This window comes from Spirosoma utsteinense (genome assembly GCF_014282275.1).
GTDB classification, from domain to species: Bacteria; Bacteroidota; Bacteroidia; order Cytophagales; family Spirosomataceae; genus Spirosoma; species Spirosoma utsteinense.
This window is the reverse complement of the sequence record NZ_VFIA01000024.1, coordinates 1-24,108: the sequence shown is the minus strand read 5'-3', so window position 1 is coordinate 24,108 and position 24,108 is coordinate 1. Positions and strand designations below refer to the sequence as shown.

22 protein-coding genes are annotated in these 24,108 nt (G+C 55.9%); 10 read left to right on the top strand and 12 right to left on the bottom strand.

From position 1 onward, the window contains the following. Positions 1-212 precede the first annotated feature (212 nt). Both FH603_RS18065 and FH603_RS18060 read left to right on the top strand, forming a co-directional pair. Entirely contained in the window at positions 213-782 is a 570-nt protein-coding gene (locus tag FH603_RS18065; protein WP_186738994.1) for a DUF4136 domain-containing protein, read from the top strand. Between the two features lie 96 nt (positions 783-878). Beyond that, entirely contained in the window at positions 879-1,175 is a 297-nt protein-coding gene (locus FH603_RS18060; protein ID WP_186738993.1) for a hypothetical protein, read from the top strand. Positions 1,176-1,194: 19 nt separating this feature from the next. Here the strand turns inward: FH603_RS18060 and FH603_RS18055 are convergent, their stop codons facing one another. Further along, positions 1,195-2,559: a peptidoglycan DD-metalloendopeptidase family protein gene (locus tag FH603_RS18055; RefSeq protein WP_186738992.1), complete on the bottom strand. Its 1,365-nt coding sequence runs from the start codon at positions 2,557-2,559 to the stop codon at positions 1,195-1,197. A gap of 204 nt (positions 2,560-2,763) precedes the next feature. Here FH603_RS18055 and FH603_RS18050 point away from each other — a divergent pair, with 204 nt between their 5' ends. Continuing rightward, entirely contained in the window at positions 2,764-3,306 is a 543-nt protein-coding gene (locus FH603_RS18050) for a DUF2231 domain-containing protein (protein ID WP_186738991.1), read from the top strand. Between the two features lie 156 nt (positions 3,307-3,462). Here FH603_RS18050 and FH603_RS18045 read toward each other — a convergent pair whose 3' ends face one another. Then, positions 3,463-4,917 (bottom strand): APC family permease, encoded by a 1,455-nt coding sequence (locus FH603_RS18045; RefSeq protein WP_342355219.1) that lies wholly within the window; start codon positions 4,915-4,917, stop codon positions 3,463-3,465. Positions 4,918-5,081: 164 nt separating this feature from the next. Here FH603_RS18045 and ubiG point away from each other — a divergent pair, with 164 nt between their 5' ends. After that, the gene (ubiG, locus tag FH603_RS18040; RefSeq protein WP_186738989.1) at positions 5,082-5,921 is read left to right on the top strand and encodes a bifunctional 2-polyprenyl-6-hydroxyphenol methylase/3-demethylubiquinol 3-O-methyltransferase UbiG; all 840 of its coding nucleotides are present in this window, start codon (positions 5,082-5,084) and stop codon (positions 5,919-5,921) included. Between the two features lie 103 nt (positions 5,922-6,024). On the opposite strand, the gene FH603_RS18035 is transcribed toward ubiG, so the two are convergent. Beyond that, entirely contained in the window at positions 6,025-8,430 is a 2,406-nt protein-coding gene (locus FH603_RS18035; RefSeq protein WP_186738988.1) for a glycoside hydrolase family 20 protein, read from the bottom strand. 718 nt (positions 8,431-9,148) lie between these two features. Between FH603_RS18035 and FH603_RS18030 the strand changes: the two genes are divergently transcribed. After that, positions 9,149-10,456, top strand: coding sequence for a lytic transglycosylase domain-containing protein (locus FH603_RS18030; RefSeq protein WP_186738987.1), 1,308 nt, complete (start codon positions 9,149-9,151; stop codon positions 10,454-10,456). A 164-nt stretch (positions 10,457-10,620) separates the two neighbouring features. Here the strand turns inward: FH603_RS18030 and FH603_RS18025 are convergent, their stop codons facing one another. From FH603_RS18025 to adhP, 3 genes are all read right to left on the bottom strand, one after another. After that, the gene (locus FH603_RS18025; RefSeq protein WP_186738986.1) at positions 10,621-11,487 is read right to left on the bottom strand and encodes a PfkB family carbohydrate kinase; all 867 of its coding nucleotides are present in this window, start codon (positions 11,485-11,487) and stop codon (positions 10,621-10,623) included. A gap of 499 nt (positions 11,488-11,986) precedes the next feature. Then, positions 11,987-12,937, bottom strand: coding sequence for a homoserine kinase (locus FH603_RS18020; protein WP_186738985.1), 951 nt, complete (start codon positions 12,935-12,937; stop codon positions 11,987-11,989). 265 nt (positions 12,938-13,202) lie between these two features. Further along, a complete protein-coding gene (gene adhP, locus FH603_RS18015) occupies positions 13,203-14,276 on the bottom strand; it encodes an alcohol dehydrogenase AdhP (RefSeq protein WP_208493138.1) in 1,074 nt (357 codons plus the stop codon). 141 nt (positions 14,277-14,417) lie between these two features. Here adhP and FH603_RS18010 point away from each other — a divergent pair, with 141 nt between their 5' ends. Together FH603_RS18010 and FH603_RS18005 are read left to right on the top strand one after the other, a co-directional pair. Beyond that, positions 14,418-15,362, top strand: a complete 945-nt coding sequence (locus FH603_RS18010) for a 1-phosphofructokinase family hexose kinase (RefSeq protein WP_186738984.1) — start codon at positions 14,418-14,420, stop codon at positions 15,360-15,362. Positions 15,363-15,393: 31 nt separating this feature from the next. Next, on the top strand, positions 15,394-16,260 hold the full coding sequence (locus tag FH603_RS18005) for a universal stress protein (RefSeq protein WP_186738983.1): 867 nt from the start codon (positions 15,394-15,396) through the stop codon (positions 16,258-16,260). An 85-nt stretch (positions 16,261-16,345) separates the two neighbouring features. On the opposite strand, the gene FH603_RS18000 is transcribed toward FH603_RS18005, so the two are convergent. The 4 genes from FH603_RS18000 to FH603_RS17985 are packed head-to-tail and all read right to left on the bottom strand — an operon-like array spanning position 16,346 to position 18,790. Further along, positions 16,346-16,741 (bottom strand): hypothetical protein, encoded by a 396-nt coding sequence (locus FH603_RS18000; RefSeq protein ID WP_186738982.1) that lies wholly within the window; start codon positions 16,739-16,741, stop codon positions 16,346-16,348. Positions 16,742-16,750: 9 nt separating this feature from the next. Further along, a complete protein-coding gene (locus tag FH603_RS17995) occupies positions 16,751-17,626 on the bottom strand; it encodes a universal stress protein (protein ID WP_186738981.1) in 876 nt (291 codons plus the stop codon). A 25-nt stretch (positions 17,627-17,651) separates the two neighbouring features. Then, positions 17,652-18,521, bottom strand: coding sequence for a universal stress protein (locus FH603_RS17990; protein WP_186738980.1), 870 nt, complete (start codon positions 18,519-18,521; stop codon positions 17,652-17,654). 26 nt (positions 18,522-18,547) lie between these two features. Next, on the bottom strand, positions 18,548-18,790 hold the full coding sequence (locus tag FH603_RS17985; RefSeq protein WP_186738979.1) for a hypothetical protein: 243 nt from the start codon (positions 18,788-18,790) through the stop codon (positions 18,548-18,550). Positions 18,791-18,961: 171 nt separating this feature from the next. Between FH603_RS17985 and FH603_RS17980 the strand changes: the two genes are divergently transcribed. Continuing rightward, complete coding sequence (locus tag FH603_RS17980) at positions 18,962-20,083, top strand: L,D-transpeptidase family protein (protein WP_186738978.1); 1,122 nt, start codon at positions 18,962-18,964, stop codon at positions 20,081-20,083. 2 nt (positions 20,084-20,085) lie between these two features. Here FH603_RS17980 and FH603_RS17975 read toward each other — a convergent pair whose 3' ends face one another. Both FH603_RS17975 and FH603_RS17970 read right to left on the bottom strand, forming a co-directional pair. Continuing rightward, complete coding sequence (locus FH603_RS17975) at positions 20,086-20,856, bottom strand: LOG family protein (protein ID WP_186738977.1); 771 nt, start codon at positions 20,854-20,856, stop codon at positions 20,086-20,088. A 53-nt stretch (positions 20,857-20,909) separates the two neighbouring features. Then, complete coding sequence (locus FH603_RS17970) at positions 20,910-21,797, bottom strand: hypothetical protein (protein WP_186738976.1); 888 nt, start codon at positions 21,795-21,797, stop codon at positions 20,910-20,912. 383 nt (positions 21,798-22,180) lie between these two features. Between FH603_RS17970 and FH603_RS17965 the strand changes: the two genes are divergently transcribed. Continuing rightward, on the top strand, positions 22,181-23,101 hold the full coding sequence (locus FH603_RS17965; protein WP_186738975.1) for a universal stress protein: 921 nt from the start codon (positions 22,181-22,183) through the stop codon (positions 23,099-23,101). A gap of 606 nt (positions 23,102-23,707) precedes the next feature. After that, on the top strand, positions 23,708-24,034 hold the full coding sequence (locus FH603_RS17960; RefSeq protein WP_186738974.1) for a hypothetical protein: 327 nt from the start codon (positions 23,708-23,710) through the stop codon (positions 24,032-24,034). Positions 24,035-24,108: the final 74 nt, after the last annotated feature.

Below are 24,108 nucleotides of genomic sequence, written 5' to 3'. Positions count from 1 at the left end.
TAATTCTGGTGGCGAGTCTACTAAGATTCACGGTCAATTTGCATGATTTTATGTGGCTGATGATCAGTTGGTTATGTTGATAAATTAGGGCTGGTAAATAGGCTGAAAATCGAACTAATAAACACGTGTTTTAGTTATTTAAGTGTCCTATACGAAGGACCAAGCCAGTAGCGTTATCTAGTCGGTTGATAAGCCAGCCAACAAAAACTAACATGAAAATCAAAGCAATAATCACCAGTCTGTTCGTCGCCGGTACGCTGGCGTCCTGCGCTCCGGCCATTACGGTCAAATACGATTATGACCCTAAAGTAAACGTCCGGCAGTTCACGACCTATCGTATCGAAGCCGACCGTACACGCAATGCTGACCCCATCGTGGGCAGCAACCTGAACCAGCGCCGGATTGCCGATGCATTGGAACAGTCGCTCAAGGCACGTGGCTACAAACCCGTGACGCAGGGCGAAGCCGACCTCGTCGTTCGGTTCTTTATGGACTCGAAAGACAAGCAGCAGATTCAGTCGAACAATATGTACTCACCTTATTCGTGGTGGTACGGCGGCATGAACAACAACATGTACTCGCGGCAGTATGAAGAAAACCGCGTTGTCATCAACGTATCCGATGCCCGGACCAACGATATCGTATGGCAGGGCTGGGCTACGGGCCAGTTGAACAGCCGTAACAAAGAGCGTGATCGTGATCAGGCTTTCCGCGAAACGGTAACCAGCATCATGAAAAACTTCCCGGAAAGTGCCGGACAGGATTACGGTGCCGCCCGCTAACAGACCTGTGTTCATAAAAAAAGCCTGCGGCCCCTTGCGGTTGCAGGCTTTTTTTATGAACACAGGTCTGTTGATGTATTACTATTGTTGTTCGATATGCCTTCTACTAACCGATCTATTGTCTATTCACTCCTAACGGTAGTATTGATACTATTGGTAGGGATGATGGCTATGCTCGGCGTGGCGTACCGACGGTATCAGCATGTCGATGATCAGCGGGCCGAGCTACAACGAACCCTGATTCAGCAGGAGCGCCGGATAAGGCAGCTACAAAAACAGCTTCACAAATACCGGGCAATGCAGCCGACAGCCCGGCCCGATACGTTAACTGATACTCACCCTGTTCCTGAAGCAGGCAGCGATTCACAGGCTGCGGTCCAGCCGCTGCCCTGAACAATGCCTGACCAACCGACTATCGGCGCGTCTGGTTGCCCGCTGTTCCACTGCCTGTCAGCCAGCCCGTTTTTCCATCTGGTTTACGAACCAGCAGAAAGGCACCGGCACCCGCCAGCACCTCCACCGCCGATCCCGTTGGCAGCGTGTCGATCGTAGCGGCTGTCGGGTCAGCGGCATCCAGCAGGTTAGCGGGATTGGGCAGGGTCAGCGTTCGGAGGGGGCGCGCAGCCGATTCGGTAGCAGCACTGGCCACATAGCCGGTGAGACCGTCGGGTAACATGACCCGGAGCCAGGTGGACGTCCCACCCACAATCGTCAGAGCCGATGAGCGGGGTAAGTCACGAATACCGGGTACATCGGCAGTAGGGGCGGTCCTGACTGCCGTTCGGGCGGCCGACACCCGAATGGAGTCGCCCAGTCTGGTGTCGGCCAGCAGCGACTGACGGGCCGGACCGCGCCCGAGTCGAATAAACGGCAACGGGTCTGTAGCGCCTTCGCTGAATCCGTAAATACCAAAGTGCAGATGCGGACCAGTCGTTCGGGCATTGCCCGTATTGCCTACAAACCCAATGGTGTCCCCAATGGACACACGCTGCCCGTTTTGCACGTTCCAGCGGTCGAGGTGGGCGTAGTAGAGCCGGATACCGCGCTCATTGTCGGAGACGAAGGCTACATTTCCACCCAGGCTACTGGTACCGACACCCGTAACGATGCCACTAACCGAGGCTACTGCCGGGGTTCCGCGGGGCGCAAAAATGTCTACCCCTTCGTGTCGCCGACGGCCCCCATCACGCGCCATACCGAAGAAACTGCTGATTTGCCGACTGTCGCGGCCTTGTACCGGGAAGCTCAACGCCGGCTCACGGGTAATTGAAATGGTATAGCGGCCGCTTCGGAGTAGTTCGGGCTGAACGCGAATAAGGTAGGTCTGGGTCCGGCGGGGCTCCCAGGCCAGTACATTGGTATCGGCTTTCGAGGCTGCTACGGGTGTGGTTCGCTGCCGGCTTTCCAGCGCCAGTACGTCGATAAAAACCTGCACCTCTTTCTGTCCCTGGGTCTCTACCCGGACCAGCAGTCGGTCGCCCCGTTGCGCATCTACCCGATAGCCAACCGCAAACGCTTTATTTTCGGAGAAGTAGCCACTCTCCCGGTAAGGAATTGTAATCCTGAGCGAATCGCGCAGGGCTCGTTCGCCAGCCGCGAGCCAGTCGGCACCGAGGGCCGTTTTGTCGAGTTTGGCTGTTTTGAGTGACTGGCCATACTGGTCATGGGGAGACGACGAACGAAACAGGCCTGTTGTTGGACCGACGCCCGTACAGGCAGCGGCCAGGGCAGTCAGCAGGCTAATTGAAAACAGACGAAGGGGAATCCTGAATACCATAAAGAAACGACTATAGCCTCCGCACTTAGTCAGGCATAGGGCTCATCTACACCACTTACGGAGTCGATCAATTAACAAACAGGCATAGGGATGGTTCAGGAAAGGAAGTGCCGTGCGGTGGAAACAGCCGATGTAGCCACTCCCTAACAACTGGAACAACCGTTGTTGCCATCTGTTTTCTTGACACAAACGGATTCAATAATTATGGAAAGCCGAGCAAAACTTGCGGGTCATGCCGCCCATCCTATCCTGATCGTTTTTCCGCTGGGGCTTCTGGCTACAGCTACTATTTTCGACATAGTTTACCTGCTGAACGACAATTCAACCTTCGTTCTGGTGTCCTACTGGATGATCGTTTCCGGCCTTGTGGGTGGTTTGCTGGCAGCGGTGCCGGGCTGGATCGACTGGTTCGCCATTCCGGCCGGTACACGGGCCAAGCGTATTGGCCTCGTACATGGTTTGGGTAATGTTGCCGTTCTGCTGCTCTTTGGACTAAGCTGGCTGTTTCGGCGCGACGAAGCGGGGTATGTACCGTCCATACTGGCGTTGGTAGCCTCGTTCATTGCCTTTGCTCTGGCCGGGTTTACCGGCTGGCTCGGTGGTGAGCTGGTCGATCGGCTGGGTGTGGGTGTCGATAATGGGGCTCACCTCAATTCTCCAAATTCGCTCTCCGGTCGGCCAGCAGCTGGTATCGACGGGGCGGGCGGCCATATCACCGATGTGAGCGGTCGGGAGCGGCTGGTATAATTTCGGCGTTTACGCCTAAACGGAGTTTACCGTATCCCGGACGGCCACGTCCGGGTGTAAGATACCACTTCTTCACACCCGAACGTGGCCGTCCAGGATACGGCAGATCACTGGCTGGAATGGAATCTGGTCTGGCGTAAAAACCAGCGTGCGTTCTTACTTTTTCTTGCGGGTGATCAGGTAGACCGGTATGCCCAGGGCTGCAATGAGTAATCCCATTCCCGTATTGAAGCTCTTGGTATACAGCAAGATCAGGCATATGGCGGTCCCCGTCAGCATATAGAGCGCTGGAACCAGCGGGTAACCAAACGCACGGTAGGGCCGCTCGGCCGACGGTTCGCGACGGCGGAGAATGAACAACCCGCCAATGGTAACGATGTAGAAGATCAGCGACGTGAACGTGCAGTAATCCAGCAGGTCGCCATATGTACCCGACAGACACAGCACCGAAGCCCAGGCACACTGGAGCCATAGCGCCTTTGCCGGTACAGCATTTTTGTTGAGGTGAGAAGCCTGCTCAAAAAACAGGCCGTCTTTTGCCATAGCATAGTACAGCCGTGCACCAGCCAGAATGAGACCGTTGTTGCAGCCGAAGGTTGAAATCATGATGAGCACGGCCATGATACCCACTCCCAGATTTCCGAAAACGACCGAAGCTGCGGCCGTACCCACCCGGTCGGCGGTGGCAAACTGGAGCCCGCGCCCCATCACGTCTGTGGCTGTGGGTGAGCCCGTGAGCGGCAGCAGACTCAGGTAAGCGATGTTTGCCAGCAGGTAGATGAGCGTAACCGTTAGTGTACCGAAGAAGAGAGCCAGCGGAATATTCCGGCGTGGGTTTTTGATTTCACCCGCAATAAAGGTCACGTTGTTCCAGGAATCGGCGGAGAAAATAGACCCAACCATCGATGTGCCGAAGGCCAGCAGCAGGGCCATGCCCGCCAGAGGAACGATCTCTCCTGTTGCCGATGTGCTGTTGGCATCCCAGGCATTGGCGAGATTGGCGGATAGAAGGCCACTGTTGAGACCCATGGCAATACCAACGACGATCAGCCCCAGCAGGGCCAGCAGTTTGGCCGACGTAAAGATGTTCTGAATGAGCTTGCCACTTTGAACGCCCCGGCTGTTGAGCCACGTTAGGAGTATTAGACTACCAATGGCATAGAGCGATCCCAGCGTGACTTTGATGGGGCCAAGGGCTACCAGCACGTTCTCGGGTCCGAGCGCCGGGATAAATACAGCCGAAAATTTGGTGAAAGCTACGGCTACAGCCGCAATCACACCCGATTGGATAACGGTGAAAACGGTCCAGCCGTAAACAAAACCCGTCAGTCGGCCATACGCGCGCTGGATATAAATGTACTGACCACCGGCTTTGGGCATCATACCGGCCAGTTCGCCGTAGCTAAGGGCAGCCGCTACCGTCATCACGCCTGTCAGTACCCATAACATAAGCAACCAGCCCGATGAGCCGAGGTTACGGGCCATGTCGGCAGTAACGATGAAGACGCCCGAGCCGATCATGGAGCCGGAGACGATAAGGGTGGAGTCGAGGAGACTCAGCGAGCGGTTAAATTCGGTTTTTTCGTCGGCGGCAGGTTGAACAGGTTGCACAGAACGTAGCCAGTTTAAGTGATTCAACCTACAAGAAGCATGGGATTGGCCGAAATTGCAAATATTCTGTTGCGGTAGGGACATATGCCTTTCTATTGATCGACACCCGTAGCTGTGACAAAAACGGCGTTTGGACGTTAACCAGAAGCCAGTTACCTCCCTATATGAGCCAACAGATGCCTGCCCCTGCCGAAAAAGCTGCCCGAACCCAACCGGGCCCGGCCACCAACAACACCGTTTACGACGCAGACCACGACATCTGGTGGAACCCCGATGAATTGTTCTTTATGCTCAAGACCTCCGTCAATCCGGCGCGGGTTGGCTATTTCGAACGGATTCTACAGGCCCGGACCTCCGATCTGTCCACCAGCACCTTGCTGGATGTGGGCTGTGGCGGTGGTATTCTGGCCGAAGCGTTCGCTGACATGGGCCTGCGGGTGACCGGTATCGACCCATCGGCTTCGTCGGTCGAAACGGCCCGCCGACATGCCTACCAGACAGGAGCTGCTATCACCTATGAGGTAGGTTCGGGTGAGCGGCTTCCCTTTGCCGATGCCAGTTTCGACTATGTCAGCTGCTGTGACGTACTGGAACATGTGCAGGATGTCGACGCGGTACTGGCCGAAATCAGCCGGGTATTGAAGCCGGGCGGCCTGTTTTTCTACGATACCGTCAACCGGACTTGGCTGAGCTGGCTGTTCCTGATCAAAATTGCACAGGACTGGAAACGGTGGGCGTTCATGAAGCCTGACCAGCATCGGTACAGTCGGTTTGTCAAACCAGTCGAACTCCGGGAAAAACTCGCTCAGACCGGGATGCCCAGCCAGGATACCCGCGGTATGGTAGCTAACTACAACGTGTTGAAAACGCTCTACTGGCTCCGGAAACGCACCGCCGGTAGCTGGACCTTCCGCGAACTGGGCAGCCGTATGACCATGCGCGAAGGCCGGGACGTAAGCTTATGTTATATGGGGTGGGCGAAAAGGGGGGAGGAAAGGGAGTAGAGGGGGGAGAGGGAGTAGAGGGAGGAAGGGGAGGAAGGGAACACGCAACCCCTTTCTTCCCCCTACTCCCTCTCCCCCCTCTACTCCCTTTCCTCCCCTTTTCTCACCTTATCTCAATTTCGTCGACGGCTAGCTGAGCCGGTTTGCCGGGGTTACGCAGCCCCGCCGGAACGGTGCCTGCGTTGCGGGCTATGATGCGTACATACCGGGCAGTAGTAGGCGCAAAGTCGAAGGGAAGCCGGACAATGGCGCGCTTGCCACCTTCAGCCGCGTTGGTTTTCGATGTCAGGACCGGTTTGAAGGTCTGCCCATCGTCAGAAACGGAAATCTCCACCTGTTTGGGCAGACACATATTCTTCGCCGTGTATTTGACGAACCCGACCCGAACACTCTGAACGGGCTGGCTCTGGCCGAGGTCGACAACGGCATTGACGTCATTGGCAAACGAGACAACATTGTTCAGCTCATACCCGCCCATACCGCCAACGACACCATTCGTGAGCAGGTAGTTTTTATCGGGTCGGCCGGTAGTTGGCGGAACCTGGAGGGTATACGGTTTGCCGGTCGCCTTCGATACCAGAAACTCGGTTTGCACACGGACAAGCTGGCTCAGTGGCCGGGGACCCTCAAACGTGGCCGCCCGAACAGTCGTTGAGTTGCTGAGGACCAGTCGCTGTTCGGCGCTGGCCGTGGGCGATTCGGCCGATGGAATACTGCCATCGAGGGTATAGCGGATATCGCCCGGTGCCAATGGACTTCGGGCGATCGACACCTGCACTGTTCCTTCGGGTGTGGCCTGTCCGGTAAGCGTCGGGTTGAAAAAGGTCCGGGCGTAGTTGACCTGTTGATTGGTCAGGCGCTCCAGATGGGTGGGTAGCCGCCTGGCAAAATCGTCGTAGCTTTTCAGGGCCAGTGGTGTCCAGACGACTTCGGCCAGTGCGGCTGCCCGAGGCCAGACCATGTACTCGACCTGATCGGATGTTGTGATGTATTCGGTCCATAAATTGCCCTGCGCGCCCAGGATATGCGTGGCTTCGGCGGGCGACAGCTCAGCCGGAGTTGGGTTGTAGGCGTATACCTTCGATAGCGGCAGTGAACCGCCAAAGCCCGTTGGCTCCAGCGCCGGATCACCCTGGTAATGGTCGAAATAGCAGAACTGACCCGGTGTCATGATCACATCATGGCGCTGGCGGGCCGCTTCAGTACCGCCTTTAGTGCCGCGCCAGCTCATCACCGTTGCGTTGGGCGACAAGCCACCCTCCAGGATCTCGTCCCAGCCAATGATCCGGCGTCCTTTTGCCGTCACGAATTTATCGATCCGGGTAATAAAATAGCTTTGCAGCCCGTGTTCATCTTTCAGCCCTTCGCGTTTGATCAGCTGCTGGCAGAACTCGCTTTTGCGCCAGGCATCCTTCGGGCATTCGTCTCCGCCGATGTGAATGTATTTGCCGGGGAAGAGGTCGATCACTTCGGTCAGCACATCCTGCAGGAAGCCAAACGTTTTTTCGGTCGGGCAGAAGACATCGGTGAAGACGCCCCATTTGGTGGCCGCCTGATAGGTAGCCGATGGGTTGCAGCTTAATTCGGGGTAAGCAGCCAGGGCAGCCAGCGCGTGGCCGGGGAGTTCAATTTCGGGTACCACATTGATGTGCCGCTCAGCCGCATAGCGAACGACATCCCGTACTTCATCCTGCGTGTAAAAACCCCCGTAAGGTTTGCCATCGAAGACCTGCGGGTCGTAGTCGTCGTAGTGACCAACAATGGTTTCGCGCCGTTGCGACCCTATTTGTGTCAGCTTCGGATACTTCTTTATCTCGATGCGCCACCCCTGATCGTCAGTCAGATGCCAGTGGAAATTATTGAACTTGTGCAGCGCCATCAGGTCGATGTAGCGCTTGATAAACGATACCGGAAAAAAATGCCGGCTTACGTCGAGGTGTAGCCCCCGGTAGCTGTAGCGGGGGCGGTCCTGAATCCGACAGGCCGGAATGGTCCAGGGGGTAGGTGACGGGCTTACCGATGTAGCGGCACTGGTTGAGACCGGGCCGGTACCCAGCACGGCGGGTGGCAGTAACTGGTACAGGGTTTGTACGGCATAAAAGAAACCGGCCGGGGTGCTGGCTTCAACCGTAATTTGTTTGACAGTAGCGTCGATGCGGTAACCCTCGGCTCCTGTCAGCGAGTCGCGGGTGGGCAGAAACTGAATGACGTTTGGCTGCTGTGCCGAACTGTCCGCGCTACTGTCTCGTCCGCCCTGGGTTGTGGTGCGGACGGCAAGGCCCAGACCACTGGTTCGGTTGATCTGGCTGGCAAAGGAATCGACAAGGGCTTTTAGCGCAGGCTGGTCGGCCGGAACGAGCAGGGTGGTAGCCGGGCCAATGACAAACTCGCCGGGGCGGGGGTCGAGCTGCGCCGGACGCGGAATAAGGGTATAGCGAGTAGGGGTTTGCCCCACACAATGGAACGTAGCTGCCCAGAGTAGAATCGACAGAAAACAGAATGTACGCATGAAATGGAAACGAAGGTCGACTGTCTTTATAGAGTTAGTATTTCAATGCTTAAAAATCACACAAATTGAGCGTTCAATTGCAAGAAATGGAAAAACTACTTTTACGGCTATTACTCAGTTAGTCGATTTTTGCCGGTGCGCAACCCGCCGAACTCCGCCACTATGCCGTTAGGTTGCCGGTATCCGGGCAGGAACCATGACCGCCGTATGTGAGCATCAGACCGACAACCGTAGTACCTGCACCCTTATTAGTGATGTGAACGTGAAACGGCTGGTCAATGCCGTAACGGTCTATTACAACTCTGTCAGTCAGTTTTCACATCCCGAACCGGCTGGAAAAGCGACCAGTACGTCATCGTCGCCCGGCAATACGGGTATGATCGTCAGGCAGTTGATTCTAATAATATTGATTTTACAACCTCGTTTTTATACTTTTACGAGCCTACCGGTCGAAACAAAGTCTATACCGAGTACTTCGGGGACTAGTTCGAACTTAGCAAGACAACATCCGGACCGTACCCAGCTCGACGAACGCAAGGAGGAATAGGTGTATGAGAAAGGGCGGCTGGTAAAAGTGATCAAGTACAATAAATTGAAAAATTTCATAGTGCGGCTGCTGGATTAGTGCAGTGTGGACAGGATAGGGGAGAGGCCGCTGAGTACTGCCGTTTGCGAAAACGGCCGATGCGCCTGCTACACTACCTAACCCACCGTGTTGATGACAAAACTAATCCTCCTGCTGGCTGCCGAACTGGGCCGGATTACCTTCGCCGGCGCTGTAGTTGCCACGCCAAATTATTCGGCTGCTGCCCTGAACGCCCGTCCGAATGGCCTTCGCCCATTGGCTGCTCATGCGCTTGAAAAAACCATCGATCCTGTCCATTTTTGCGGAGAAATCCTGCCGGTCGATTCTCCCGTCATCAGTGCCCGCTGGCTACGAACCCTCAGCCGACAGGCGGCAATGGCCGGTAGCCTGATTGCCCTGAAGCGTCGCGCGCTGGCGGTGTTTCCGCTTATCGAACCGATTCTGAATCAGTACCAAATCCCCTCCGATTTTAAGTTCCTGCTGTTGCTCGAAAGTGCCGTGATCAACAGAGCCGTATCGCGCCGGGGCGCTGCCGGTTTCTGGCAACTGATGCCCCAGACGGCCCATGCCCTGGGGCTGTCCGTATCGCCGAAGCACGACGAGCGCTTCGATCTGCGCAAGGCTACGCATGCAGCCTGCCGGTATTTGAACGACCTTCATAAGCAGTTGGGCTCCTGGATGCTGGTGGCGTCGGCTTACAACGCCGGACCTACTTATATTGGGCAGCTTTCGCGACAGCACCCGACTCTGCATCCGATGGCGCTGCCGTACCGGACTGCCGAAACCAAAGCATACCTCTATCAGGCCGTAGCCATTAAAGAGTTACTAACCCACCCGCATGCTTATCGCAATTACCTCAGCAGTAGTCATCTGGCCGCTCTGAGCGAAGGTATACCAGACCTGCGTTCGGGGGAACGTACCGCCATTATGGCGGCCTTCGATACCGACGAATCTATCGTTAAAAACACTCCGGATGGATCAATAGCGGATTCATTCGAGCCCGATTCGACAACGGCGGTGGTACTGCTGATGGATAATGACACCACCCCTGATGAGGTCCCCGACCCGGACGCTGTCACGCCCGAACCGGTTCTGTCCCTTCAACCGCTTCTGGCACCGGGACCCGTCGAGGTGATGGCGTTGCAGCTGGTAACCCGCAGCCTGAGCGAAGGACCGCTGACGGAAGGAAAATTGTGTCTGTTCCAGGTGATCCAGGCCGTTTCGATCAACGGCCGGAACTTCTCCGTTGGCGACCTCATCCAGGCGCATATCGAAATCATCGATACGGCATCCGGGCGCGTTTACTTACGCACAGACCAGCATAGTACGGGTCAGGAAACGACCGGGCTAAACCTGGTCGCTACCGGCCAGCCCAGCCGGCCAGGTGTCGAACTGCCGTTGCGTTTGGAAAACTGGCGGCTTACCTGGGAGTCGTTATAAGCCATGGTTCGTGTCGGCTTTTTTTGGTGACAATTGGGCGGGTAAACGAACCACAGGCGCTTGCCTTATCCCGGCTTTACTGTCGGTATCCGTGTGAAAAGGGATGCCTTACCCGGCAGGCACTATGGTTATGCACGAAGCGCCACTGAAAGCCAGCCAGGAAATTACTCGTTTAACCGGCTTTCTACCATCTCCGGTGGTCCGCAAAAAGGACCGAACGTGCTCACTTTCAAACTGGCCATGGCCGCTCCAAACTCAGCCGCCTGCGGTATATCGACACCCTGGACGCGCTGGGCCAGGTAGCCCGCCATGTACGTGTCGCCACAACCGGTTGTATCGACCACCGCCGTGGGCGAGAAGGCCCGCACCGTATGGAACGTGCCGTTACTGTATACCAGTGAGCCTTTTTTGCCTAACGTAATAACCACTTCTTCCACGCCCATATCGGCCAGATAAAGCGCGCCTTCCCGAGGGCTTTTTTGACCCGTCAAGACGCCCATCTCCATCTCGTTGGCTTTTAGAATATTCACCAGTGGCAGCGCCTGCTTTTTGGCGGCCCAGTCCCGGTATACCACCTTGTGATTCCGTACGTCGCGCAGGTAACCCTGAATGTCCAGCGAGATGCGGTTCGTTTGAGCCAGCGTTTCCAGCAGTGCCAGTGGAATATCCTGGCTCAGCAGTGGGCCCAGGTGAACAAGTTTGGTGGTCAACGCTGGCATGTGCTCCAGCGAGAAGGGTGACGATTGATGGCGTACCCGTTGCTCAGGATCGCTCTGATCGGCACTGTACTTATTTTCGAAGGAAACGGTATGGTGGCTTGGCAGAATATGAACATCGATGCCGGCTACCCGCATAGGCTCAACCAGGGCATGATCGCTGGCCTCCAGAACGGTTATTACCTGTTGCCTGAGGGGGAACTGCTGTAAGGCGTTGGCTACATAATAGGCGGTCCCCCCCGGCAAACACCGGGTGGTATCGGCGTTGATAATGGTGTCGTTGGAAATAGGTCCTATGGTACAAATATCGTACATGAGTTTGTTGGATGAGAAAAGAAAAAGGTACTTCCTAAGTGGCCCTGAGCAGCCGTTATCGTACCTGTATCTGTCATAAACGGGAATTGGTCACGAATGGCTTTTTGTTTTCCACCCGAACGTCCTTATCCGCGTATCAGGCGGGCTGTGGGTAATCAGCGCCTGTTCGCTGCGTAGCTGAACCGTCAGAAAATGGCAGTGCCAGGTGGAAAATGGAAAGAAAACCATAGAAGTGAACGTCTGGATTAGGTTAACTACAAAAGTTCACCTCTTCAAGTTCGCGGTAATTTGTCGGAATACGGGATTGCCCCAGCCCACGAACGGGGACAAGGAATCTTCGTTCATCTAGTTGAAAGCTGAACGGGCGTACGGAGGCAGGGTATAGCCAACGAGGGAATGATGAGGCCGTTGGGCCTGGGGAGCCATCGTCATGGTTCAGCCAGTTACGGGTACGGCCGCCGGGAACTGGTCAGGCACCGGTCATCGTCGGTAAGGCCCGCTAGCTCAGTACCGGCACGCTGGTCAAGACTTTCGGCCCTTCGCGGTTGATTTCCGATACGTATGCCTCGCTGGTGACGCCCACACTGAGAAAGGCCTGCTGCATGGCGGCACCCACCCGCTCGGCGGTTTGGGCATCGCGGCTGAGGGCGAACATAGACGGGCCGGAGCCGGAGATACTGCACCCCAACGCCCCGTTGTCCAGCGCTGCCTGCTTGGCTTCGTTGAACTCCGGAATCAGGATCGACCGGACGGGCTCAATGATGACATCGACCAGCGAGCGACTGATGAGGTCGTAATCCGGCTTCATCAGGCCCGCAATCAGGCCCGCTACATTGCCCATCTGGATAATGGTGTTTTTCAGCGAGACCTCATTCTTCAGGATAAACCGGGCATCTTTTGTGTTGACTTCGATGTCGGGATGGACGAGGGTGCAGAACAGAATGGCTGGTGTGTCGATTCGAATGACATCCAGCGGGTGGTAGCTCCGGATAACGACGAAGCCACCCAGCAGCGAAGGGGCTACATTGTCGGCATGGGCCGAGCCGCAGGCCAGCCGCTCGCCTTCCATAGCAAACGGCAGCAGTTTCATCGTAGGCAACGGGCGACCCAGCAATTCGTTGATGGCAAAGACACCCGCTACGGCGCTGGCGGCACTGGAGCCTAAGCCACTTCCCAGCGGCATCTGCTTGTGGAGCACTACGTCGAGACCCACGTCGGTCCGACCGATGTGGTGCAGATAAGTCTGGATGGCAATACCGGCCGTGTTGCGGGCGGTTTCGCGGGGCAGGCGACCCTCGTCGCCGATGATATCGGTGATTCGGACGCCCGGTTCGTCACGAACGGTCAGGGTAATCTTATCGCCGGGATTGGCGACGGCAAAACCGAATATATCGAATCCGCAGGCTACATTCGCTACGGTAGCGGGCGCAAAGACGCTGATTGAGTTCACAGGAAAGCAGGTGGGACATACCTGACTACAAGATTAACGGTTTCATCCCGGAAAATCAATCCGATACGGCATCGATGCGCCGGGGAGACGCCAAAGAGGGCCAACGGCGTCAGGCAGACGAACGGTAGTCAGACAATTACCCGGAATGCTCAGCCCGTAAACGTGGCGTCAGGGTTTTAGCCCCTGACGCCACGTTTACGGGCCGCTCGCTGGTGGACAGCTTATTTCTATCAGGATGCGTTGCCCATCGATGGGTACGCCCGTCCTAGGCGTAAGCCTCCATAATTACCGGCCGGCTGATCTCGTCAGGCTCACCGAAGTCGAGGATGACCCGACCCGCGATCTGACCGGCTTTCAAATCGGTCAATACCTCATTGATGTGTTCGAGCCGGTCGGTGTGGTAATGGACCTTTACCTTTCCGCTGGCCGCAAACGCCAGACTTTCGGCCAGGTCCTGCCGCGTGCCGACGATAGAACCCCGAACCGTTTTCCGATTCAGGACAACATCGAAAATATTCATATCGAAATCGCCGGGTGGCAGCCCCACCAGGGCCAGCGTACCGCGTCGGCGCAACATGCCAATACCCTGGGCGAACGCTGTTCGGGAAACCGCCGTCACCAGTACGCCCTGCGCTCCACCCAGTTTAGCCTGAACAACGGCAGCCGGGTCGTCTATTGTGGCATTTATAACCAGATCGGCACCCACGGCGGTAGCCAGATCGAGTTTTTCGGGGCTGATATCGACGGCTACGACCTGCATACCCATCGCTTTGGCGTATTGAACGGCCAGGTGTCCCAGCCCGCCGATACCCGAAATAACGACCCACTCGCCGGGCTTGACTTCGGTTTCTTTAAGGCCTTTATAGACCGTAACGCCCGCACACAGGATAGGAGCCGCGTCGGTGAAGGAAAGGGAATCGGGAATGATACCCACATAATCGGGATTTGCCAGCACATATTCGGCATAACTGCCCTGGACCGAGTAACCCGTATTCTGCTGGTTATGGCAGAGCGTTTCCCAACCCGAGAAACAGTACTCGCAATGCCCGCAGGCCGAATACAGCCAGGGTACGCCTACCCGGTCGCCTTCGTGGATGTGGGTCACGCCCTCTCCAACGGCCACAACCGTACCTACGCCCTCATGGCCGGGAATAAGTGGCAGGGTTGCTTTTACCGGCCAGTCGCCGTCGATGGCATGCAGGTCGGTATGGCAAACGCCACAGGCTGCCACCTGAACCAATATCTGTCCGGGTCCAACGGTGGGTACCGGAACCTGCTCGATCTGGAGCGGCTGCCCGTAGGCGTGCAGGACCGCTGCTTTCATCGTCAAAGGGATCATGTGCGTATATGGAAAGAGGTTAGGATACAAACCTAGCCGGTTACCCGGTGGCTCAGCCTGATACCGATCAGCTGCCGGTCAGATTTACATCATGGATCGGGCACATCGATGGGGTCATCTTTACGGGCAAACTGCAAGTATATGATTCTCACACTCACGCTCAATCCGGCTGTGGATATCAGTATGACGATCGATCGACTGATTCCCGAGCATAAGCTGCACTGCTCACCGCCCCGCTACGATGCAGGCGGTGGCGGCATCAACGTCTCCAAAGCCATTCACCGCCTGGGGGGCCAGTCGATGACGTTGTTTACGTCGGGCGGGTCTTCCGGACTTACGCTCCAGGAACTGGTTGAAAAGGAAGGACTGGCTTACGAGATCATAGGCATCGAGGGCTTGACCCGTGAGTGTTTTGTGGTAACCGAAACCATACCCAACCAGCAGTTCCGGTTTGGTACGCCCGGCCCTACGCTGAGTCATGGTGAAGCGGTGGCCTGCCTGGCCCATCTGCAAACGATGGCTGAACCTATCGACTACCTGGTAGCCAGCGGCAGTTTGACGCCCGGTTTACCAACGGACTTCTACGCGCAGATTGCCCAGTTTGCCAAATCCCGCCATATCCGCCTGGTGCTCGACACCGCCGGGGAGCCGCTACGGGCCGCTCTCGACACCGGCGTATTCCTGATAAAGCCCAACGTGGGCGAACTCGCTCATCTGGTTGGCGTCGACCGGCTCGAAACGGATCAGATCAGCGAGGCTGCCCAAACGCTGATCCAGGCTGGCAACTGCGAGGTCGTTGTCGTGTCGTTGGGGCCGCGGGGGGCCATGCTGGTCACGGCCGAGGGGCACGACTTTGTGCAGGCACCGCCCGTTAAAAAAGTCAGTACGGTGGGGGCTGGCGATAGCCTGGTGGGTGGTCTGGTCTATGCGCTCTCCCAGGGTAAATCGTATGCCGAAGTGATCCGGCAGGGGGTGGCCTGCGGAACGGCCGCTACCATGAACGCCGGCACCGAACTATTCCATAAGGACGATGCCGATCGGTTGCTGAACTGGATCAACCAGCAGCACTATTCGCTCATTGCCTGATGCTTTCCTGACACCCAACTCTTTTTCAACCATGACAAAAATCGTCTTACCCATCGACTTTTCCCCGGCGGCCACCAACGCCGTATCGGTAGCCGCTCAACTGACCCGGCTTCTCAACGCCGACCTGCATCTGGTTCATGTGCTGTCGACCCTACAGCCCGATTATATACTGCCCCAGCACGATGCCGATGAACAGTACCGGAATGCGCTGGGGCATATTGAGCAGGCCTACGATGAGTTGCAGCTACTGCCCTGCCTGAGTGGCCTGCGGGTACATACGCACGTGCTGACGGGTACAGACCCCGTGGACATACTGGCAGACAAACGTTTTTCAACGGCCGATCTGCTGGTCCTGTCGTCGACCGGTGCCAGCGGAGTCCACGAGTTACTGATGGGCTCCAACGCCGGGCACCTGGTCCGGCGGGCGACCATGCCAGTGCTGGTGCTGAAGAATCCACCGGCTTATCTTGACTTGAAAACCGTAGTTTTTGCCTCGAATTTCAATGACCACTACGCTGCGTCGATCGATTTCCTGAAAACCTTGCTCGACTGCTTCGAGTATCCGGCGGTTCACCTGTTGTTTGTCAATACGCTTAGCCACTTTGTGCCGAGCCAGACGAGCCGGGAGCGGATGGAAGGATTCGTCAGGCAGTATGGGCTGAGTCTGTGTACCTACAACCAACAGGATGACTTTGAGGTCGAAGCGGGGTTGCTGGATTTTGCCACCTCGAAAAAAGCTGACCTGATCGTGCTGGGCACCCATGGTCGGCGGGGCCTTCGCCACCTGTTGCAGGGTAGTATTGCCGAGGCTGTAGTCAATCATGCGTCGGTTGCGGTGCTGACCCTGCCGCTCCGCTCCGAACAGGCCCCGATGGTGGTTCTGGACGGTATTTTGTAATGTTCTCTCAACGTGAAGGTCCCCGTACACCACTAACCTGTAATGGTTGTTGGTGTACGGGGACCTTCACGTTGAGAGGCCTTTTCTAGAAGGTAGGCTGGGCAATCAGGTGCTGCCGTATACGGGCTTTAAACGTTCGGAAATCGGCGTGAAAGCTGTCTATCTCCTTGCGCAGATACTGGTGATCCAGCCGGGTTTCTATATCCAGCACATGACCCGTTTGTACGCCTGTGGCGACTTCGCTGTTAATGGCCTGTATCTCAGCCAGCAATCCTGTTGTAAGACGCCGGAAATGGTGTAGCTGGCTGATTTCAGTTTTCCAGTCGTTGGCGTTGGTAATGGCCGGGTCCAGCCCTTCGCCCAGCGTGCCCAGCAATTCTTCCCAGAAGGTGATCTCCTGAAGGGCCAGTTCGAGTTCGCTTTTCCAGATACGGTGGAGGAGGTGAAGCTCGGTAAGCTGGCGATATTGTTCGGTTCTCATAAACAGGGGCTAGTTATAGGTAGGGAATGGGACGTCGTTGGCCGCTTTGGATTTGGGCAGAGCGGTTGTCGTATCGTAAAGCGTCAGTAACGGAACGCGCGGGTGGTAGGCCAGTGGGCGGGTGACGCTCGCGTTCCGGAGCAGATCGAAAAATCCTTTGTGATGCGGAAGCATGACGAACAGGTCTACGGTATGGGTGTCCAGGTAGGCATTGATGCCGTGCTGCACATCATCGTCGTGGATGGTATAGGTTTCAATCTGGAGCTGTGCAAACGCGTTCAGCACATACGTACGGCTCAGCTCGGCTGCGTGGGTGTTGGGTTGTTTCGGATTTTCGATCGTCAGCAGCGTGACCTGAGCCGCTTTCCGATGGGCCAGATCCGTCAGCAGCGCGAAAGACTCGGCATCTTTTACCGAGCGATAGTCGGTGGCCAGCACGATCTGCCTGATCGGGCGAATGAAGGCCGAAGCAGGCACCACCAGTACATTGGTGCTGACCGACCGGATCATGTCGGTTGCCACACTGCCGAACAGTTCACCGTGTCCCGAACCAGTGGCCCCTACTACGACCAGGTCGAAGAACTCTTCGGCCAGCAGCGCTTTAACGGCGCTCACCGGCCCGCCCATCATCACCATGGTCCGGTAGTGGTGATAGTCCGGTATGGGCCTGTCCAGGATCTGACGCTTGAGTTCCAGGATCGACTTCTCGGCCAGCTGCCGCTGTTCGGCCAGCATAAAAGCCCCGCTGAAGCCTACTTCCGGTTCGAGCGGAAACGCATTGAGTAAACAGAATTCGGTCTCGGTATCGGCAAACAGCGCCTGTGTAAAATGAATGGCATGCTGCGACGCCGATGAAAAGTCGGTCAATATGAGAATTTTATGCATGGCGGTATGAGGAAGTTAAACGAGGTTAAAGGGCATAGTCGAGATTCGACATATCATCGATCAGGCGGGGCTGGTCGCTGGTGCCGTCATCATACAGGGTGAGCAGTGGTACCGGGGGTGTGAACGCCAGCGAGCGGGTAACGCTGTTGCCCGTCAGCGCATCTGTCCAGCCTTTATGCCGGGGAATCGTTACCAGCAGATCGGCCGGATGGCCCGCCAGATAGCCCTCGATACCCAGCCGGGCGCTGGATGCCTGCAGGCGCGCGACGGTTGGCTCGATAGGCGACAGGAACTGACGGATACGGGTTTCCCGTTCGATCTGAATCACTTTTTTGCCCGGCGTGTCGATCGTCAGCAACGTCAGCGTTGCCCCTTTGAGGGCTACAAACTCCTTGATGGGGCATAGCAGCTTGCAGTTTTTCAGGTTGGCAAAGTCAGTGGCCAGCACCACCCGCCGGATGGACCGCGCCTGCGCATCGACCGGCACCACCAGCACGTTTGCGTCGATGTGGCGGATCAGGCTCGTGGCGCTGTTGCCGAACAGTTCATTGGTGCCATCTTTCCTGGCCCCCAGCACGATGTAATCATACTGGTCGGCGTTGTTATACTGGCGAACGATATCGAGTAAGTTACCGGGTCGGGCCGAGGAACGAAACGTGTGCCAGTCGGTGGTTACTTCGCGACGCAGCTCGGCAACGAAATGGGATAGCTGCTCGCCAAAGGCGGTTGCGGCTGTTTGTTCTATATGCCGGCTGCTGTAAAAACTATCGGTTTCGACCGGGTACACACAGAGCAGGTGAAATTCGGCGACGGTGTCTCCGAAGAAGGAGCGGGCAAACTGGAAGGCGTTGCCGGAGGCTTCCGAAAAGTCGGTCAGCACAAGGATTTTTTTCATCGTGGCAGTAGGTTTGAGGAAATGCATTAAACGACAATAATTTCTTTCTCTTCCTGATACTGCTGCCGACCGTCGGACCAGTGCAGCAGTGCCCGCCAGACACCTTTGTCCAGGTGAGCCGTGGATACGACCTGCCGGGGCCGGTTACTGGCTACAATCGGCATCCGCACGTCTTCGCCCGTTCGGGTTGCAATGAAGGTCATGTCGCCTTTCTTGAAGGACATGGGCAGGACGAAAGCGAGTAAGCGGGCGGTAGGTTCGAAGGTCATAGCCGTAAGTGGGAAAAGTGAAACGACGCTACAAAAATGGTCGCTGCATACGGCTATGCTTATGACGTCGGTCAGTTACGCCGTTGATAGAATTCAGGTCGGGAGCTGAAGCCAATCACGTCTGAATCAGTGGGTCTGCCGCACCTTTGTCGCATTCGTATGCTCCGTCTTATGCGCCGTTCCCTACTCGTTGCTTTGCTGTTTGTGGTCCTGTCGTCTGCCCATGCCCAGGTCGTTGGCGATTGGGCGCGGCTCCGTCAGTATGCCGATGCCATTGGCGTCGATAGCCTGTGCGATCAGCCCGACGCGGGGTGCCTGACGCAGTATTTTACCCAGATCGTTTACGGGCGGGTACCTCGTCAGATGGGCTATCAGGGGGTGCCGGAGTCTATGGATACCCTGCGCATCAACCGGCTGATCCGCCAGTTCCTGGCTGGTGCCGACTGGTGTCCGCTGCTGGACTCGCTCGAATCGCCGGACGTGCAATACCGGCAGCTGAAGGACTACTGCATGCGCTGTCTGGTCGATGATTACGTGGGCGACTCGCTCACCATCGGGCAGGTACAGGAAACGCTGAATACCTACCGCTGGCTGAACCGATTTGCCTTCGGGAACCGAATTATCGTCAACCTGCCATCGGCTACGCTGCGGGTCATTGACCGGCAGGGAAACACACGGCTAAGGAGCCGGGTCGTGCTGGGCAAGGTCAATACGCCAACGCCGTTGTTCACGGCCTTTATACCCAGTATGGTCATGTACCCGTACTGGAACGTGCCCCGCTCCATTACGGTAAAGGAGTTCGTGCCCAGGATCCGGAAAAACCCCGCCCTGGCGCTGGATGCCCTGAACCTACAGATCCTCGATGCCCGGGGCCGCGTAGTCGACCCGAAGGCCGTAAACTGGTCGGCACCGGCCTCGGCGTTTCCGTACCGGCTTCGGCAGTCGACGGGCTGCGATAATGCGCTGGGGGTGCTGAAGTTCAACGTGACCGATCCTTACGATATTTACCTGCACGATACCAATATACGGTCTGCCTTCACCCGGGAGAACCGCTACCAGAGCCACGGCTGCGTCCGGGTCGAGAAGCCGGTCGAACTGGCCAATCTCTTGCTGGGCTACACCCGCTTCGGGGCAGATTACCTGACCCGTTGCCCCGTCGATGCCAGTCCGAAAACGATACCGCTTGCGCAGGCCGTACCGGTCATTATGATCTATAATGTAGTAGATATAGACGAAGCCGGAGCCATCCAGGTATACCGGGATGTGTATAACCGGTGGCGGCTGCCGTTATAGGGTCAAACCCGTTCCAGCAGCCACCACAGGGGTTTGCGTCGGGGAATGACCTTGTAATGCTGCTGCACGTAGGCCTGGATGTGCTGCTGCGCTTCGGCGACGTCGTCGGTCAGGCAAACCAGTTCCAGGTCCTTCTCGCTGATGGTACCCAGGCGGATCATGTCACGCATGTAGTCCAGCAGGGGCTGGTAGTAATCGCGCCCCATCAGCACCACCGGAAAGTGATGAATCACGCCGGTTTGCACCAGCGTAAGGGTTTCGAACAGCTCGTCCATGGTGCCCCAGCCGCCGGGCATGACCACAAACGCATAGGAGTATTTGAGGAGCAGGACCTTCCGGACGAAAAAGAAATTGATCGTTACGCGGGTGTGCAGGTAGGGGTTGGGCTGCTGCTCGAAAGGTAGACGAACATTACAACCCACCGATTTTCCACCCGCTTCGAATGCCCCCCGGTTGGCCGCTTCCATCAGGCCGGGGCCACCGCCGGTCATGACCGTAAAACCCAGGTCGCTGATAGCCCGGCCCATGTTGCGGGTCAGGCTATAGTAAGGATGCCCTTCCCGAAAGCGAGCCGACCCGAATACCGTTACGCAGGGACCCACAAAGTGCAGGGTGCGTAGTCCTTTGAGAAACTGCCAGCCGATCTGCAAAATAAACCGCAACTCCGAGCGACGGCCCTTGGGACCGTCGAGCGACTGGCGGAGCGAGTCGTCGAGCAGCGGACGAATGGGCGGGCGGGGATTCAGGTCGGTGGGGGGAGCGAAACTAGTCATCGTAGTACGTTTCGGACAGAATCGCAAAAATAGTACCAGTTGACCAGGCGCTATCAGTACGTTTCATAGGTGTAGTAGAGCGTCTCGGTAGCATACTGGCCCGTGACAACCCGACTGGTGGGAAGATTGGCGGTGTTGTAGGTATAGGTATACCTGGAATCGCCGGCCGTCAGGACGTTGTTTCGGCTCAGGTTCAGGTAGTTATCGAGCCCGCCGTAGAGAGCTTCGTTGACCAGAATGCCACCAATTACCGGAATTACCCGACCGGTAAGCATCGGAATGACATAGTTGCCATAGAACGGATTGATTTTGTCATCGAAGGTGTAGGGGGTGGACGATGTGCCCGGCGGGCAGGGAGAGCCATCGGTTCGACATACCGCGAACTGGGCATCTACCAACGTTGCATTGTCGCCGGTGAAGGTATAGGTACGATTGGCGTTGTACGAAATGCCGCTGATACCCACCAGCCGTTGCTTGCTGCTCAGGAGTTTACCATTGTCTTTGTAGGCAAGTTTCACATCGAATAATAAACCGCCCGTATTGCTCGAGTACAGGATCTGGGTCACCTGCCCTGCCGGGTTGTAGAGGTAGTCATGCGTCTCGTAGGGGGGTGTTGCCGGATTGAAAAGAGCCCGCCGGACAATGTCGCGCCGGTGTTGAACAAGGCGGTTTTGGTCGTCGTACCGATAGGTATTCTGTTCGACAGGGCCGAGTGTGCTATCGGGCAGCTGAAACGCGAGGATTGTACTGAGCCGCCCCTTCTCGTCGTAGGTAAACGTACTGACCCGGCTGATGCCAGGCTTGTCGGACACGATTTGCGTCAGGGTTTTGACGCGCAGTCGGCCAGGGCCCGAGCCGGGGGCCAGGTGGTCGGCACAACTGGCAACGACAAGGGCCAGTAGTAAGCCGATAAATTGGGTGAAGAATCGGGTAGTTGTCAAGACGTTGGTGTGTTAGGGTTATTTTATCAATGGATCGATTTCACCAGGTAGCTAAGAGCAGAAGCCGCTACGCAGCCCGGCAGGTAAATGTGAGGAAGAAAAACGGGTCGGCGTATGATACAGGTCAGATAGATAGGTGATTATAATACCAGGCCGATAGGATACTATATAAAAAACCCGCAACGAAGCCGTCGCGGGTTTTCCAAACCCCCATTTCCTACAAAAGAACGGTCCCGTCAGTCGATGATCGTATGGGCTTTTTTCACGGGCTGACGTGTATAGTATATGTTACGGTGGTGTTACAAACCTACCACAAACATAACGGGCCGGGCGCGTGGGGGCGCTGCCCGTCGTCAGGCTGGCTGGTGAAACAAATCAGGTTCATGGCTGACCCAACGCATGGGCCCGGCATAGACTATGCCGCACCTTTGACCATAAACGAAGCCCTGCTCATGAAAACGATCCTGATTCCCATCGACTTTAGTGCCCTCGCTCAGTCTACCGCCCATTTTGGCCTTGAACTGGCTCAGCGTATGACGGCGCGGATAGTTCTGCTTCATGTAGTTCAACCGTCGCCCCCGGTCCCGACCTTCAACGTGCCTGTTGTGGAGCTGACGGCCTGGAACGATACCTTGCAGGCTCAGATGGCCCAGGCGCTAAGCCACTTTCAGGGCGAAATCGGCCACTACCAGCGCGAGCGGGGCCTGACCAGCGTTCCAATCAGCACCCGACTGGTAGTGGGTCAGCCAGCGGACTGCATCCTGGACGTGGCTGCATCGGAGAAAGCCAGCTTCATTGTGATGGGAACCGTTGGGGCGGCCAATGCGTGGGATAAACTGATTGGCTCAGTGGCCTCTGCCGTAGCGCAGCGTGCCGACCGCCCGGTCTGGATACTGCCCGCTGCCGTACCGCTCGACTCGCTCCGGCGGTTTGCGTATTTCGCGGATATGGAGGGCCAGGAGCTTAGCTGTATCAATCAGGTCATGAACCTGGGCGAACGACTGCGGGCCAAACTGGAGGTTGTGCATGTGTCGCCCTTACTCGACGAAGAATTCGACGTGGCTGAGTCGCTGGTCGAATCGTTCGAGGACACCTATGCGCCCGAACGCATTACGTTCCACCACCTGACGTTCGACAGTGTGCCGGAGGGTATCGAAACCTACGTACGCAGCCACCAGCCCGACGTTATCGTGCTGGCGCACCGCAACCGGGGCTTCGTTGAAAAGATATTCCATAAAAGCCTGATCCGCCAGTTATCCCTGACGACGAAACGCCCCCTGCTAATTATCCCGAAAAAAAGCTGATTCCAATGACCCAGGCATACCACAGGAGCGGGTTACCGAGCGATACGCAATCGTCCGTCGGTAACCCGCTCCTGCGTTCGGGAAATCCGCCGAAGGTTGCCTTCGATCCTACTGCTGAACGGGGCACATGGCCATGCGTCTACATGGACTCATAAGCCATCCTGTGCCAGATTAGCCTCTTAGGCCAGATAAAACGGCTGGCTGTACTACGAGGAAATATGACCGAATAGTCAATAGCTGAGATCAGACACCTCTTTCTTTGTCACCTTAGTGGGTGGAATGTATTTAATTAGGTATACTTGTGGATACAAAATGCCTTACACGCTATCCTGTTCGAACGATAGAGACAAAGACGACACATCTGCTGCTAATATGCTGATAATCAATACATTAATATTAATTGGTTTTTCACAAAATAGTGTGTTCGGTGGAGGGTCCAAGCAGGGTAATCTTGGCGGTTCCGGCTGATAAATCCTATTTGGATGTAAATGGGCCCTAAAAAGACATCGGTCGACACGAGGTACTCTAGCGTTAGAAAAGTGCAGAAAAGAGGGCTGAATATATAATGAACTACAGTAGATTTATATCATTTTTGATAATAATATTATGGGCATTTTTGACTGGGGAAAAACAGAACAAATTAAATACCTTGACGATGAAAGGCATAAAACGTGGGATCGATTAGTAAAAATCGAATTGTTTGTAAAGGAACTTCAAAATGAAATAAGAAAAAAGGCTTCTGACTCGGAGCGAGAAGCTGCAAATAGTTCAAGGAAGGCGGCAGAATATAAGAATAAAAGCGAGTTAAGACTTGAAGAGGCTAAAGAGATTGTCAATAAAATAAACTCTGAGTATTCATTATCCATTCAGACAAAAGACGACATACTGAATGTAAAAATAATACTAAATCAGAAGCTTCATGTCGTATATTAGTGGGATGAATTACTCGACTAAAATCAAGGAAGACTTGGATTTGTTGCAAACCATTGAAAAACAACAATATAAAG